This window comes from Segetibacter koreensis DSM 18137 (genome assembly GCF_000374045.1).
GTDB lineage: Bacteria > Bacteroidota > Bacteroidia > Chitinophagales > Chitinophagaceae > Segetibacter > Segetibacter koreensis.
The window spans coordinates 78,743-95,349 of record NZ_KB893348.1; the positions used below are offsets into that span (position 1 = coordinate 78,743).

At 37.3% G+C, this 16,607-nt stretch carries 11 protein-coding genes; 6 read left to right on the forward strand and 5 right to left on the reverse strand.

Annotated elements, in window-relative coordinates; all coding sequences use genetic code 11:
* Positions 1-69: 69 nt before the first annotated feature.
* A complete protein-coding gene (locus B154_RS0119760; protein ID WP_018616059.1) occupies positions 70-3,528 on the forward strand; it encodes a ThuA domain-containing protein in 3,459 nt (1,152 codons plus the stop codon).
* Between the two features lie 105 nt (positions 3,529-3,633).
* Here B154_RS0119760 and B154_RS0119765 read toward each other — a convergent pair whose 3' ends face one another.
* Together B154_RS0119765 and B154_RS0119770 are read right to left on the reverse strand one after the other, a co-directional pair.
* Positions 3,634-4,827, reverse strand: a complete 1,194-nt coding sequence (locus B154_RS0119765) for a Gfo/Idh/MocA family protein (RefSeq protein WP_018616060.1) — start codon at positions 4,825-4,827, stop codon at positions 3,634-3,636.
* Positions 4,828-4,909: 82 nt separating this feature from the next.
* Complete coding sequence (locus B154_RS0119770; RefSeq protein WP_018616061.1) at positions 4,910-5,758, reverse strand: 3-keto-disaccharide hydrolase; 849 nt, start codon at positions 5,756-5,758, stop codon at positions 4,910-4,912.
* Between the two features lie 216 nt (positions 5,759-5,974).
* Between B154_RS0119770 and B154_RS0119775 the strand changes: the two genes are divergently transcribed.
* The 5 genes from B154_RS0119775 to B154_RS0119795 all read left to right on the forward strand — a co-directional run bounded on the left by B154_RS0119775 (position 5,975) and on the right by B154_RS0119795 (position 11,154).
* A complete protein-coding gene (locus B154_RS0119775; protein ID WP_018616062.1) occupies positions 5,975-6,868 on the forward strand; it encodes a sugar phosphate isomerase/epimerase family protein in 894 nt (297 codons plus the stop codon).
* 165 nt (positions 6,869-7,033) lie between these two features.
* On the forward strand, positions 7,034-8,548 hold the full coding sequence (locus tag B154_RS0119780; protein WP_018616063.1) for a TolB family protein: 1,515 nt from the start codon (positions 7,034-7,036) through the stop codon (positions 8,546-8,548).
* A 37-nt stretch (positions 8,549-8,585) separates the two neighbouring features.
* Positions 8,586-9,035 carry a GlcG/HbpS family heme-binding protein gene (locus B154_RS0119785; protein ID WP_033412145.1) on the forward strand — a complete coding sequence of 150 codons (450 nt, stop codon included), beginning with the start codon at positions 8,586-8,588 and terminating at the stop codon, positions 9,033-9,035.
* A 173-nt stretch (positions 9,036-9,208) separates the two neighbouring features.
* Positions 9,209-10,204, forward strand: a complete 996-nt coding sequence (gene mgrA, locus B154_RS0119790) for an L-glyceraldehyde 3-phosphate reductase (protein WP_018616065.1) — start codon at positions 9,209-9,211, stop codon at positions 10,202-10,204.
* Positions 10,205-10,518: 314 nt separating this feature from the next.
* Positions 10,519-11,154, forward strand: coding sequence for a hypothetical protein (locus B154_RS0119795; RefSeq protein WP_018616066.1), 636 nt, complete (start codon positions 10,519-10,521; stop codon positions 11,152-11,154).
* Between the two features lie 388 nt (positions 11,155-11,542).
* Here the strand turns inward: B154_RS0119795 and B154_RS0119800 are convergent, their stop codons facing one another.
* The 3 genes from B154_RS0119800 to fbaA form a co-directional block, all read right to left on the reverse strand.
* Positions 11,543-12,700: a Gfo/Idh/MocA family protein gene (locus B154_RS0119800; protein ID WP_018616067.1), complete on the reverse strand. Its 1,158-nt coding sequence runs from the start codon at positions 12,698-12,700 to the stop codon at positions 11,543-11,545.
* 147 nt (positions 12,701-12,847) lie between these two features.
* Complete coding sequence (locus B154_RS0119805; protein ID WP_018616068.1) at positions 12,848-14,938, reverse strand: TonB-dependent receptor; 2,091 nt, start codon at positions 14,936-14,938, stop codon at positions 12,848-12,850.
* Positions 14,939-15,170: 232 nt separating this feature from the next.
* A complete protein-coding gene (gene fbaA / locus B154_RS0119810; RefSeq protein WP_018616069.1) occupies positions 15,171-16,238 on the reverse strand; it encodes a class II fructose-bisphosphate aldolase in 1,068 nt (355 codons plus the stop codon).
* Positions 16,239-16,607 lie beyond the last annotated feature (369 nt).

Genomic DNA, 16,607 nt, shown 5'->3' on the forward strand with positions numbered 1-16,607 from the left:
AATCTTCAAACCGTCTTCATTTATCTATTTTTTAATATTTGCTCAAAACAAGAAACAAAGGAAGCTTCCATGAAAAAATTGAAACAGGCTATTGATAAGTTATCAATGGCAAAATGGTATGCAATAATACCAATGATAATTAGTATTTTATTTGTTATATCCTGCGGCAAGGGTGAAAGAGCAGGAAAAGCGAGAGTTTTGGTATTTGCTAAAACAATGGGATGGCACCATTCTTCTATACCAAATGGTATTGCCGCAATTCAAAAACTGGGAGCAGAAAATAATTTCCAGGTTGACACAACAACAAATCCAGATTATTTTAATGAAGATTCTTTAAAAAATTATTCTGCCGTTGTATTTCTTAGCACAACCGGAGATGTATTAGATTATCGGCAGGAAGCAGCTTTTGAAAGATACATACAGGCGGGTGGAGGTTATGTTGGAGTGCACGCTGCTGCAGATACAGAATATGATTGGGGCTGGTACGACAGGCTTGTAGGCGCTCATTTTTATGATCACCCCGGTATACATGATACCTTTCATAATGTACAGGAAGGCATGTTTAACGTAGTTGATCAAAACAACATTTCAACCAAACATCTTCCAAAAGAATGGAAACGAACTGACGAATTTTACAGTTTCAGGAAGGAACCAAATGATGTAAAAGTTCTCATTACTCTGGATGAAAATAGTTACCACGGTGGAAAGAGAATGGGCAATCACCCAATGGCCTGGTATCATGACTTCGATGGTGGACGCGCTTTTTATACCGCGTTAGGTCACACAGAAGAGTCTTATACAGATCCACTTTACTTAAAACACCTTTTAGGAGGAATACAATATGCTATAGGTGACAACGTAAAACTTGATTATGCTAAAGCAAAGACTCAAATGCCTCCCGAGGAAGACCGCTTTACCAAAACTTCACTTGTACAAGACACATTTTTTGAACCAACAGAAATGACTGTTCTTCCTAATCTTGATATACTAGTTGTTCAGCGTCGTGGAGAAATTATGTTATACAATCATGAGACAAAAAACGTAAAACAAGTTGGATATCTTAATGTCTACTGGAAGACACAACATACTCCGGGCGTAAATGCAGAAGAGGGATTATTGGGTCTTAGTAAAGATCCTAATTTTGCAAAAAACAATTGGATATATATGTATTATAGTCCAATTGATTCTTCAGTAAATCGTTTATCAAGATTTACTTTTAAAAATGACACGATAGATTATGCTTCTGAAAAAGTAATTCTTGAAGTAAAATCACAGCGCGAGATATGTTGCCATACCGGTGGATCTATTGCTTTTGGAAAAGATGGTTTATTATATCTTTCAGCCGGAGATAATTCTACGCCATTTAACGAGCCTAAAGCAAAATATGTTAACAATGGATTTGCTCCTTTGAACGATCTTCCCGGTCACATGCAGTATGATGCAAGAAGGTCTGCAGGCAATACAAATGACCTTCGCGGAAAAATTATGCGCATAAGGGTAAAAGACGATGGTACATACGAAATTCCGGAAGGCAACCTTTTTCCTAAAGGAACAGATAAAGCAAGGCCAGAAATTTACGTAATGGGTGATAGAAATCCCTACCGCATTTCGGTTGACCAGAAAAACAATAACTTGTATTGGGGTGAAGTAGGTCCCGATGCCAACGCTGACAGCTTTAATACACGCGGACCACGTGGATATGATGAAGTGAACCAAGCTAGAAAAGCAGGCTATTTTGGCTGGCCACTTTTTGTTGGTAACAACTATCCTTACCGTGAATATAATTATGCAACTGGTCAAAGTGGTGCTGCCTTTGACCCAGCCCACCCGGTAAACAATTCAAGGAACAATACAGGGCTTACAAATCTTCCTCCTGCACAGCCCGCATTCATCTGGTATCCTTACGATGCTTCACCTGATTTTCCTCAGGTAGGTACAGGTGGCAGAAATGCTATGGCTGGTCCCGTTTATTACACTGATATGTGGCCTAAAGAAACCCGCCTGCCAGATTATTATAATGGTAAACTCTTTATTTACGACTGGATTCGCGGTTGGATAAAAGCAGTTACGATGTTGCCAAATGGCGATTTTGATAAAATGGAACCTTTTATGGAACATACGAAGCTTAACAACTGTATTGATATGGAAGTAGGACCAGATGGAAAGATATATTTACTGGAGTACGGTTCAGGCTGGTTTAGCAAAAATCCTGATGCGGGGTTATCACGTATTGATTACAATGCTGGTAATATCGCACCAAAAATTACAGCGATAAATGTTGATAAAACCTCCGGAACTCTTCCATTTGCAGTTAAAGCCACCGTTTCCGCTAAAGACCCTGAAAAGGAAAAACTTACCTATATATGGGATATGGGTAATGGCACCAAAAAAGAAACATCAACTCCGGAAGTTGATTATACTTATACTAATCCCGGTGATTATAAAATCTCAGTTATTGCAAAAGACAAGGAAGGAGCAACTACAAAGAGTGATGAATTAAGTATTTACGCAGGCAACGAAGAACCAAAAGTTTCTATACAGCTAACAGGAGGTAACAAGTCTTTTTATATTCCGGGTAAACCGATCAACTATTCTGTAAGTGTAAAAGATAATGATACTGCGAAAATAGATCCTGCGAATTTGTATGTGTCAGTAGATTATATTGAGGGTTTTGATAAAGCAGGCGCAACTTTGGGTCATCAGCAAGGGCAAGCTTCAATAAGCGGAAAAAGTTTAATGCTTTCTCTTGATTGTAAGAGCTGTCATAAAGAGAATGAAAAATCAATCGGACCTGCATACATAATGGTGGCGCAGAAATATCAGAAAGATCCGAACGCTATGAACCACCTGACACAAAAAATCATTAAAGGTGGAAGCGGCGTCTGGGGAGAGGTTGCTATGCCCGCACATCCAACACTATCTCAAAGCGATGCAACCCAACTGGTAACCTGGATATTATCTCTTGGGAATAAAGCAGCAGTTAAAAAATCGCTGCCCCAATCTGGCACGATCACTCCATTGGCTAATCAAAAGCCCAACGCTGTTTTGGTTTTATCGGCTAGTTACACTGACAAAGGTGGAAATAATATAAAAGCACTTACCGGCAGTAATTCTGTAGCGCTTCACAGCAACACCATTACTTTTAGAGGCACTGAGAAAGTACAGGGTTTCACTTCTATGAAATTTAATGGAATGAGCTTATTATTGGTTCCTCAGACCGGAGGATGGTTTGCAATTGACAGTGTTGATCTTACCAGCGTTAAGTCTGCCAATCTTACAATGGGCTGGCAGGAAGCTCCAAAAACGCCTTTAGATTTTGAAGTAAGGCTTGATGGTAACGATGGGAAAGTTATTGGCCAGGGAAGCTTACCAACACCTAAAGCAGGGCAAAAAGGTGCTGTTGCTCATATTAACCTTCAAGGTGCAAGTGATGGAAAGTTTCATTCTGTGTACTTTATTTACAAACCAAAAGATACTAAACTTCCTATACAAGCTGGAATAACTTCAGTACAGTTTAGTGGGCAATAAAAGGTTATAGAACTTATCTTTCAACTTTGAAAAGATACTTGTAGAAAACAAAAAGCCTGTAAAATAATTTACAGGCTTTTTGTTTTCTATTTATTTAATAAAGGTTTATCCTACTTCCTTCTCAAAGATTCGCCCTGTTTGTTTGTTTTTAAGAATAACCTTTTTTGCTCCATAATGGGTTACTTCTTCTTTAATTAGATAATGATCATTGTCATATTCGATTAAATGGCTGTCTTTAGATATTCCTTCTTTTCCTCTCCATATGTCAAGTTGTACCGGTTCCCACTGTTTAGATTTGGCTGAGCGGTAACAGGCATCTAAAACAGAATTAACAATATAACCATCATAAAAAGTTTCTTTAGGCGAACTTCCATTTTCCAATGAATTAAACATATCCATAAACATGTGGTTGTAGCCCAACTCATTCAGTTCATCCCCAACAGGAAAAAGCCAACCAGTATTGCTTTCTGCCTTTTCAGCTACGTAATCTGCACCTATACCTGTCGTAAACATTTCAAATCCTGTACGTAAAAAATTATTTATCCAGATAGTTCCTTCAGTACCCATTACTTCATCACGAAGATCAAGCCCTCCCCGAAAAGTCCAGCTTACTTCAAACTGGCCTATCGCACCATTTTCATATTTTACCAATGCTATTGAGTGGTCTTCTGCATCTATCGGTTTTACCTGTGTGTCTGCCCAACACATTACTTCTATAGGTTTGATATCTTTTCCTATATAGCTCCTTGCTATTTCCACGCAGTGACAGCCAAGATCGAGTATACATCCACCTCCGGCCTGTTCTATATTCCAAAACCATTCGCTGTGTGGACCGGGATGAGTCTCTCTTGATTTAGCCCACAGTATTCTTCCCAGGGCTCCATTCTTCACACTTTCGTGTGCCTTTATAAATTTGGGGGTATATACCAGATCCTCAAGATACCCGTTAAATATGCCTGCACTTTCCACTGCCTCAAGCATGCGCTTAGCTTCTGCCGCATTTCTTCCCAACGGTTTAGTTGTCATTACGGCCTTTTTGTGTTTGCAGCAGAGCATTACAGCTTCTTCGTGCAGGTTATTTGGCAGCGCTATACAAACAATATCAACATCAGGATGAGCAATAGATTCTTCCATATTGGTAGTGTGATGATTCACTTTGTAGTCCTCTGCAAATTTCTTTGAAGACTCTTCTCTACGGGAATAGATGCTTACAATTTTATCTCTGCTTCTGTACCCCTGTAGAGATTCAGCATAAAACCGTCCGATGAACCCGGAACCGAGCATAGCAATACGTTGCATTTTTTTTGTTTTATTTTCGTTATTAATATTGAAAAATTAAATAAAGCAATATCAAATATTGATATTAAAAAGATTACGCTCATTATTTGAAGAACTCAGCCGGAAGTTGGGACAACGGTTGAATTTTTATTTCCTTATAAAACACTTCTGCGCCTTCTGATTGTATTTGCAGTTTTCCTTTCGCAAGAGGCAATGTCTTCCCATTTTCCATTTGTCTTGAATTATATAAAACCATCATCACTTTTCCATTTATCATATGCACGCTTGTATCTCCATGGCTGTATAAATCAAGCGTGTTCCATTGCCCTGATGGTTTTTCTGCGTCTATTGCTTTTCGACAATGCCGACCCACAGGGCCGTCTGCGCTAAAAGTAAACATTTTTCCGTTTGGGTTATACACATAATCACTATCCGAATTTTGAATAGCTGGAATATCTGCAATTCCTCCTGCTACTCCCCAATATTCGCCACAATTTCCTTCTTCTATCTGAAATTCCTGCGAACGCATCCAGGCACCATAATCAGCCCCATAACGACCTACGGAATGGTACAATAAACCACTGTCCTTTTTCTTGTTTTTCTTTTGTCCCCATGTTAGATTACCCCATTTAAACTTCAACTGAAAATGATAGTTTTCATATTCATTTTTGGTAGAGATAGCGCCCCAGCTCTCTCCTGATATACGTATTATGTTTTCACCGTCTTCTTTTACTATCGTAAAAACATGCTTAGGATCATTATCAAGTCCAACAGGCGTTTTACCAATTATCTTGCCTGTACTGTCTAAATCAGGACCAAGATAAGTATTCCATCCCGTCAAATCCCTTCCGTTGAACAATGAAGTCCAATCGTCATTTCTTCTTATCGTGCTAAAACTTACTACCGAAATAAAAAAAAGAAAAAGTAGAAATACAGGCTGGAGAAATTTCATATTATCGTTTTCATAAAAATAATTGTATTAAATGTAAAAGGTTAAGATTTTCAACTGTAAAATTTGATAATACTTTTTGGCTTGTTTAGAAATTTAATTGCATATTTCATACGTTTTGATGTTTAAACCTCATGATTGGTAAAAAAGCTTCAACATTGGCATGTAAATCGCTAATTTTATTGCGCAATAATAATTTTTAACTCAAACAACGATAGCATGTCTTCAAGACGTTCATTCATCAAATCCGCGTCACTCCTTACCGCGGGAGCTTATTTGAAACCTTCAGGTTTTAAACCCTCTAAACAATATATCGGCTTACAGTTATACACAGTACGCGATGCGATGCAAAGCGACCCCGCAGGTACCCTGGCTAAAGTAGCTAAACTAGGGTACAACTCGGTGGAAGGAGCAACATATACAGGAAGTGAGAAATTTTACGGTATGGACACTGCCGCCTTTTCCAAGCTCTTAAAAGACAATGGTTTAATAATGCCTAGCAGTCACTACAGGTTGGGCGAGGAAAAAGCAAACAATGAACCTGTGCAGGGCACAATCTTGCACGATTGGGACAAAGCTGTAGACGATGCATCATCTATTGGTATTAAATATATGGTTTGTGCTTACTTATCTGACAGTGAACGTGGAGGATTGGATCATTATAAATATGTAGCAGAACAATTGAATAAAGCGGGCGAACGTTGCAAAAAATCAAATATTCAACTTTGCTATCACAATCATGCCTTTGAATTTGACAGCCAGGATGGAAAATTGCCTTATGAAATTCTCTTGAATGAAACGGATAAAAATCTTGTAAAGATGGAAATGGATATTTACTGGATAAGCAAAGCCGGGAAAGATCCCGTTGAATTGTTTAATAAATATCCGGGAAGATTTCCTTTGTTTCATTTAAAAGACATGGATAATACACCCGATAAAAATTTTACAGAAGTCGGAAACGGAACAATTGACTTTAAAAGAATACTTGCTAACGCAAATAAGGCAGGATTAAAATACTTTTTTGTAGAACAGGATAAAACTCCCGGAGATCCTTTTGATAGCATTGCAAAAAGCATTAGTTACATAAAAGGCACATTGCTTAAAAGTGCCTGATAAAGTTTTGTTTCTTACTATTCAGACAAAGAAAACAAGTAAATAAAACGATGTGCTTAAGCGACAAGGAGGAATTTTAATATCAATTGAAATTCCTCCTTTTTTATTAATACAATTCTCGCTTATTTAAAAAACTTTGACCCTCAAATACTCACTAATTTTTATATGAAAAAACTTCACTTTACAAAAAAGTCTCTTTTTTCCCTTTTAACTTTTCTTAGTTTGTCAGCTTATTCCCAGCAAAAGATCGGCGTTTTTGATGGACAAGCAGATATTGGCACAAATGTAAAAGCCGGTTCTGCAACTTATATTCCTCAAAACGATCAATATGTTATTTCGGGTGCCGGCTATAACATCTGGTTCGATCATGATGAGTTTCATTATGTGTATAAAAAAATGAAAGGTGATTTTATTCTGTATACCAGGGCTGAATTTGTTGGCTGGCATGGAGTTGAAGAACATCGTAAAGTTGGCTGGATGGTTAGAAAAAGTCTTGATGGAAAATCTGCCCAAATAAATGCAGTTGAGCATGGTGATGGTTTAACTTCTTTACAATTTCGGAGAACAGACGGTGCTACAACAGAAGAAATTAAGTCTAAAATGACTCACGCAAATATTATTCAGCTGGAAAGAAAAGGAAAAACATATACAATGAGGGTGGCAAAATATGGTGAGCCATTTGTAACCGAGCAGGTAGCTGATCTAGATTTAGGCGATGAAGTATATGTGGGACTATTTGTTGGGTCGCACAATGCTGATGTTGCAGAAACAGGTGTTTTTCGCGATGTCCGTATAACAGTTCCGGCATGGGAAGGGTTAGTTCCTTATAAAGATTATCTTGGAAGTAATATTGAGTTGTTAGAGATTGCAAGTGGAAACCGTCAAATTATCTATACCTCTCCAAAATCACTTCAGGCTCCAAACTGGACTCCAGACGGAAAAAGCCTTATTTATAACAGCGAAGGATTCATTTACAATTTTGATCTGGCCTCCCGCGAGCCTAAAGAGATACCAACTGGAGATGTAAAAAATAATAACAATGATCATGTAATTTCTTTTGATGGAAAAATGCTTGGGTTAAGCAGCGGAGTACAGGCCCTCGGTGGTTCTATTGTTTATACCGTTCCCATAACCGGAGGAACACCAAAGCAGATAACCCCAAAAGGTCCGTCTTACACTCATGGCTGGTCTCCTGATGGCCAATACCTGGTCTTCACTGGTCAGCGCAACAACGAGTTTGATATTTACAGAGTTCCTTCAAAAGGAGGAAAAGAAGTGCAATTAACTACAGCTAAAGGTTTAGATGATGGACCTGAATTTACTCCTGATGGAAAATACATTTACTTCAATTCTAACCGTACAGGAACTATGCAAATCTGGCGAATGAAAGCCGATGGCAGTGACCAGGAACCTGTAACAAAAGGAGACTATCACGACTGGTTCCCCCATGTCTCACCCGATGGAAAATGGATTGCATTTGTGTCTTTTTTGAAGGAGGAAGTGCCTGCGGGAGATCATCCTTTTTACAAACATGTTTATCTTAGGTTGATGCCTATTGCAGGTGGAGAGCCCAAAGTAATTGCTTATGTCTACGGGGGACAAGGAACAATGAACACACCTTCATGGTCGCCAGATAGTAAAAGAATTGCCTTTATCAGCAATACTGTTGTTGCCAGGTAATCACCTGATTTTTTTGAATTTAAAAAAACACCTTTTAATGCAAACCGCCGAATTATCGCAAACGATCGAAAAAATTATTAAAGAAGCTGAAAGTCTAATTCCTCATTATATGCAAAATGAGGAAGACAAAAGAATAGCTAATGGAAATGTATCTATTTGTATTATTGATCCTGATGGAAAAATTTATGGAAGAATGTATGGAACCAATAAAATCAGGTCACGAGAATCTTTCAGAGTTGCCTGGACCAAAGCAAGCCAGGTACACATAACGGGAATGAAAACAGGCGAATATGAAAAACTTGCTTTTAATAATGAACTTGATGAAAATAAGTTTGGAATTGAAAGACCGGATTATATAGGATGGGAAGGAGGACAACCAATAACCTTACCCGATGGAACAATCCTTTCCGTTGGCTTTAGTGGTTTTCGCGGAGTTGTTGACCTGGAAATAGTTGTCAGGGCACTGGCAGAAGTAATTAAAAAATAAGTTATACATTTTTTGTTTTTTTAGCTAGTCGACTTAATATTTCATTGCAACATTGTTGTCACTTACAAATAACCGTTGATTATAAATTTGCTTCTATCAGTTGTGTTTCTTAACCGATTATTCGTTATGTCTCAGATTTTCTAATAATAAAAAATTTTACTTTAAAAGTTATCATGTCTTATACACCAAATACTGAACGTTACAAGTCGATGGAATATCGCCGTTGTGGTCGCAGCGGTCTTAAACTTCCTGCAGTATCTCTTGGCTTATGGCACAATTTCGGTCATATCGATCCATTAGAAAAGTGCCGGGCTATTTTGCGAACAGCTTTCGACAGCGGCATTACTCATTTTGATCTGGCAAATAATTATGGACAGCCTTCCGGTTCGGCAGAAGAAAATTTCGGAACAATCCTAAAAAAAGATTTTAAGCCTTATAGAGATGAATTAATAATTTCATCAAAAGCCGGTTATACAATGTGGCCTGGCCCTTATGGTGATTGGGGATCAAAAAAATATCTTGTTTCAAGTTTGGACCAAAGCCTTAAAAGAATGGGACTTGAGTATGTAGACATTTTTTATCATCACCGTCCTGATCCTGAAACACCTCTTGAGGAAACCATGTCTGCCTTAGACCTGATAGTTCGACAGGGCAAAGCACTATACGTTGGTATCTCCAATTACCGGGCGGAAGAAGCAAAAAAAGCAATTGAGATTTTAAAGCGGTTAGGTACTCCGTGCTTAATTCACCAGCCCAAATACTCTATGTTTGATCGCTGGATAGAAGGTGGGTTATTAGATGTATTAGACGCTGAAGGCGTTGGCTGCATACCTTTTTCACCATTGGCGCAAGGGTTGCTGACAAATAAATACTTAAATGGAATTCCTGAAGATTCGAGAGCCGCACGACACTTAGGCAACGGGGCTATGGAAGAAGACCAGATAACAGAAAGCAAGATCAAAAAAATTCAACAACTAAACGAACTGGCAAAAGAACGTGGACAAAGTCTTGCACAAATGGCCCTTGCATGGGTTGTGAAAGATCCACGAATTACATCGGTATTAATTGGTGTAAGCAAACCAGAACAGGTAACAGATTCCATTCGTTGCCTTGAAAACTATTCATTTAGCCAGGAAGAACTGGATAAAATAAATAACATTTTAAAATAAGTTGATTTCTTTAAATCACAATTTGTGCAGTTACTAATTGTATTACCATAAAAAGACTATTAGACTCTCTTTGTGCACAGTTATTAGGTAGAACGGATTAAAGCTCACGCTTATGATGTTTAAACTGGTTCAACACCTCTTAAGACAATAAACCAGGTGAATGATGAAAAGCGTTAACCATTGATGATTGTATACGGTTTGTCGAAAAAACAAACCTTATACAATTAACATACATTTCAACTCTTTCTAGAGCAATTGAGTAAGCTGTATTGATTTAATAACTAGTTTTAAATATTAGTTATTAAATCAATAATATGCGTTTTGTTTTTCTTGTTTTGCTGGTTAGTCTTAATTTTTTGAGTAATGCTCAGGACAACGAGTACCCCGATTATAGAAGTAAAAAAGAAACATTTAACAGGATCGTTGAGAAAGATATAAGAAGTGATCTTGCTTCTTACAGCATGGGAGGTATTGATGAAAGCATAGGAAAAGTTCCTTTAAAAACTGTTCCTATAACGTCTTTTGGGGCCAATTTTATTTCTTTTGCAAACAGCAATATTAACGTCACCATTACTGGTGCATCTTTCAACCCATCAAAGCATAAATTGGGATATTTCGATAGCAAGTACCTGGTAAAAATAGATAATAAGCCCTACTTCGGCGATTATGGAAAGGTTCCGCGCAGTATCATTGAAAATATTACTGTGGTTATAGACAACGATACAGTTCCTATTCCCCAAACTGCTTTTTCTGATTTATATAATCCCATTTTTACTGTTACAGAAGGCGGTGTTCAAAAATCAAACAACAAGGTATATCTATCTGCTGATGGCAAGAAGGTATATGTTTATATGCTAAAACAAGAGTCGGGCGGAAGTTACGAGGTCACCTGGGTAATACAGGATAAAAAATATCTTAAACGGGTTGTCGACTTTGGATTTCTTAAATAAGAATGAACTTTTTATTTAAGAACACATTACGCACCCTCGATACTCTTTTAATAAATGCGGTTTCTGTTGAACTGAGGGAGGTGCTTCATCTACGACAAATAATATTTATATTTAATCCCTCTTTTGTTACCGCTTTCATTATTTCTTCTATTACTACATCTTTGCGGTCGGGCTTAACAAATGTTTCATCGTTAACTTTTCCACGCTTTTTTGCCGTTTTATAAATAAAACCTTATCAAATATTTCAAAAGCTTCAAAGCTAATTTGATAAGTATTATTTTTATTTCATTTAAAAAAACTCTTAAAACAAAACTTCCGGCCTTTTAAAGAAACGGAAGTTCTTGTTAAGTGTATAAACGTATTGTTATTATGCTCTCTCTTTAAAAGCTTATATCGTGTAATCAACCCATTTTTCATCGCTTTGGCTGCTCTTAACGGTACTTTCTATAAACGCCATTCCTCTTATCCCCTCTTTTATAGAAGGAAATTCTATTACACTATTATCTATTGAAGAACCATTAATTTTAGCCGATATGGTTAGCGCAAAATTTCTGTAAATGTTACCAAAAGCTTCTAAATATCCTTCGGGATGACCGCCCGGGGTACGGGTATTTTGTTTAGCTATATCGCTTAGATATGCAGAACCCGCTCTGAGCACTTCTGCGGGTTTATCAATCCATTTTAGCAATAATGTATTCGGTTCGTGTTGGTGCCATTCAATACCGCCATTCTCACCATACACTTTTATTGACAAGTTATTTTCCTCCCCTGCCGCAACTTGTGTTGCAAATAAAACACCTGAAGCACCGTTGTTAAACTTCAAAAGCACACTACCATCGTCATCGAGGCCGCGACCATCTACAACAGTAGTCAGGTCTGCACACAACTTGGTAACTTCCAACCCAGTAATGTATTCTGCAAGGTTAAAAGCATGTGTTCCTATGTCGCCCATTACAGCACTTTTACCTGATTTTTTAGGATCCATTCTCCATGCTGCACCTTGGTTTCCTTCTCTTTCGGTTAGCCTGGCTAACCAACCTTGCCTGTATTCTACATATACTTTTCTTATTTTTCCAAGGGTGCCTTTCTTTATTAAATCTTTTGCCTGCTTTACCATAGGGTAGCCGGTATATGTGTGGGTAAGGCATAATGTAAGGCCTGTTTCTTCCAATTTCTCATTCAATTTTTTCGCTTCTTCCAGAGACAGGGTAACAGGTTTTTCAACCACAACATTAAAACCTTTGTCCAGGGCCATAATCGCAGGTCCGAAGTGTGCGAAATTAGGCGTAACAATAGTTACAAAATCCATTCGCTTGTCTGCCGGTAACTGGCTTTCTTTTTCAAGCATTTCTTCATAAGTAGTATAAATTCTATCTTCAGGAAGAAATAAAGAACGTCCGCTGTCAATCGCAATTTCCTTATTTATACTTAACGATCCGCAAACTAATTCTACCAAACCATCCATATTGGCTGCAATACGATGAATGGCTCCAATAAAGGCGTCTTTACCTCCGCCTATCATACCCATACGAAGTTTTCTGTTCATAGCAAGTAATAGTTCTATTTTAGTTAATAATAGTTTTGACTTTTTCTATAAGGGTTGTAAAACTATCATTTTATTTTTCATTAACACTAAGAAGGAGTTGAAAAAAATAATTACTTCCAAAAGCATACCTATCAGCACCAACAATTTTTATAAATTTTTATTTGGACTAATGACATATTGAAAGGAAATACCCGCAAGAAAGTTAATACCAGGTGCTGCATTGTAAAACCGATTAGCAGCAGCATTTATATCATTTCCTAAACTGTACGTTTCATTTAAAAGATTATCGCCACTTACAAAGAAACCAGCATTAATATGTTGATTAAAAACATGCTTGTATCCTGCTTTAAATCCTAACAAATTATAAGCACTTGCATAATCAGCATTTGCATCGTTTAAAGCTATTTTGCTACTATAGAAATAATTCGCGTTTACATATATACCAGGTTTCGTTTCTACGTTTAGCAGCGCAGCAACTGTATGAGGAGCGACACCGGGGATGCGGTTATTTGAATAATCCGCATCTAATTGCTTGAATTGTTTATACTGAAAATGATGGTAAGAATAACTCACCTGCAAGCCTGAGTTAGTTATAAATTGATTGGGATTTCGGCTAATTGTGTAATTTAAAGCCGTTTCTATTCCTTTCTGTTGTGTTTTTCCTGCATTAATAAAATAGTCGGCCCCACTACTATCGCGTCTCTGGCTGATTGAATTTTGTAATTGGAATGTGAATGCATTAACATCTATAAATAGCCTGTTACTAATTAAATAACTGCGGATACCTAATTCAAAATTGTTACCTTTTTCTGCTTGCAAATTAGTGTTAATAACACTTGTAGAGGGCAACAACTCTGCTACAGTTGGCGGAGAAAATCCTTTGGATACGACACCATAAACTGAGACTTTCTCATTTAGTTTCTTTAATAAAGAAAACCTGGGAGAAAATTGATTATTGAAATGAGATTTATAATTAAAGGAAGGAACAATAGAGAGCCTATTAAACTCGATGGAAGATGTATTCAGGCTTACACCGGCAGTTGCAATCCAGCCTTTTGAAAAACTTAATTCTGCCTGGGCAAATACAATAGCCTGGTAATTATTCACTTCATCATCTGTCTGCAATGAGTCAGGCTTACCGCTCGTGTTTTTATAAACTTTAATAGTAGAATAGCCCTTTTGAAATTCTGCTCCTGCAATTAAATTTAACTGCGCTTTTTTAACATTGGTGTTATAACTAAAAGTTGTTCTCCCTCCAAAATTGGGCTCTAATCTTTTTTCGTAATTGCGGATGGCAGGATTATCTATTTTTGAAAAGGCACCATACACAGATGTATTGTTTTTAAAATGCTCAGTAAAGTTGTACTGGTGGTCTACTCCCGCCCAAAACATTTTTTGTTGAATAGACGCATTGTTTTGAATAGCTCCCGGAAAAATTCCAGCAGCAGGTCTTGCAGCTTTTGGATTATTAAGAAATTGCGTCTTAGTTAATCCACCGGGTGTTTGGTAAAACAAATCTCCAAACAAAACATGGGCAGAAAGTTCTTGCTTTTTACTGGCAGTAATTTTTGAATCCCATGTTATAATATCTCGCCTCATAGCACTTTGCTCCCTGTATCCATCACTTGATTGGTGGGTATATGATATTGAGTTTTGATAGGTTTCACTGCCACCGCTGGCAGATATGTTTACATTATTAGTATTATAGCTTCCTCTTGAATAATTTATAGATAATTGATTATTGCTTGTATTTGGAACACTATTAATAAGCATTACACCACCCATTCCGGCTCCATACAAACTGCTGCCGGGTCCTTTTAATATTTCTACAGATGAAAAATTGTAAAACGACAACTGATTTAAATAAGTATTGCCACCGGGATCAGAAAAAGGTATGCCATTCAAATAAACTTTGACATTGCGTACCCCAAATGGAGAACGCAGAGAACTGCCTCTGATATTTAAACGGTAGCTTCCGGGAGAGCGTTCTTCCATGCGAACTCCTGGAACTGCATTGATAGCAGGTAAAACGGAAATGGTTGAGTACCTCTCAAGCTGCTGTTTGTTTACGACGCCAACTGCTCCTGCCGTTTCATTAAGTTTCCGGTTTTGTTCATATCCCTTTACAACCACATCCTCTAATTTTTTTACAGACAAAGTATCCTGCTCTGCTTGTTGAGCAAAAGACTTGGCATAAAAAAGGACAGGGATAAAAAAACAAAGGAGATTTTTCTTCATAGATTTTTTAAATATGATTAATATAAATTTTTGAAACACAAAATAGATTCGCATGTAGGTGTAACAGCCGTAGCTATAAGTAATAAGCAAATAAGACGGCTATTATTGCCGTCTTATCAAAAATATATCTACGATCAATCTTCGAAACAAGGTTAAAAAGAAAATTTTGCATCATCTTTCATTGCCAAATGTTGATCTTAATTGCACTCAACGGTAAAAATAAAAATAAAAATTATGCGTTTCTGTTTATGCAATTCAGATCTTCAAAAGCAACTTCCAGGCGTTTAACAAATGCTTCTTCACCTTTGCGTAACCACACGCGTGGGTCATAAAACTTCTTATTGGGCTTGTCCGCACCTTCAGGATTACCAAGTTGCCCCTGTAGATACGCTTCATTTTTTTTGTAGGTATTTAAAACACCTTCCCAAAAAGCCCATTGCATATCAGTATCAATGTTCATTTTAATAGCACCATAGCTGATTGCTTCGCGAATCTGATTTTGAGGAGAACCGCTTCCGCCATGAAAAACAAAAAACACGGGTTTCTCTTCGGTTCCAAATTGTTCTTTAATGTATTCCTGGCTGTTCTTCAAAATTATCGGACGTAGTTCTACATTTCCCGGACTATACACTCCGTGTACGTTTCCAAAAGCTGCAGCTACTGTAAACAGGTTACCAACTTTTCGCAACTCCTCGTAAGCGTACGCAACATCTTTGGGTTGAGTATAGAGTTTGTCGTTTTCTACATCACTGTTATCTACTCCATCTTCCTCACCACCAGTTACACCCAATTCTATCTCTACAGCCATACCTAAAGGGGCCAATCGTTTAAAGAACTGAACTGAAGTTTCAATATTTTCTTCCACAGGTTCTTCAGACAGATCAAGCATGTGAGAGCTAAACAAAGGCGTACCTTTTTCTTTAAAAAATTGCTCACCGCAATCAATAAGGCCACTTATCCATGGCAACCACTTTTTAGCAGCATGGTCAGTGTGTATAACTACAGGAACACCATAATATTTTGCAACGGTATGAATGTGCATAGCACCAGAAACAGCTCCATAAATATTTGCCTGCATTTTATCATTTGGCATTCCTTTACCAGCAATAAACTGTGCACCACTATTAGAAAATTGAATAATAACAGGAGAGTTCACTTTCGCCGCTGTTTCCAATGTGGCATTAATAGAATTAGTTCCAATACAATTTACTGCAGGCAACGCAAATTCATTTTCTTTAGCATCTTTTAAAAGAGCTTCCAATTCGTCGCCAAACAATACACCAGCTTTGTATTTTTTCATTTTCTGGACTGATTTAAAATATTTATTATAAATTATAACTACAAAGTAACTGTAAGGAAGTCAAATTAAATTTACTTAATCAATATTTTTATCGTTTTCTCTTGCTTTCCAACATTTTGGTAAACGTACTTTTATCTTTACAAAAATTAAATATTGCATTTACCTGAATTCTACACCTGTTTTTTTGCTGCCTTACAATAAAGGCGGTTTTTAAAATTTGTTGCAGTTGCACAAGGAAATTATAAGTGTATTGTTCTCTCAGACGAAAATACTTATGCCTCAGCTACCGCTTACAATGGCCTGTTTGTTATGCAAAAAAGAAGGTTGAAATATATAGGGGAATAGAGTCTTTACCAGTTTTCAGTTCGT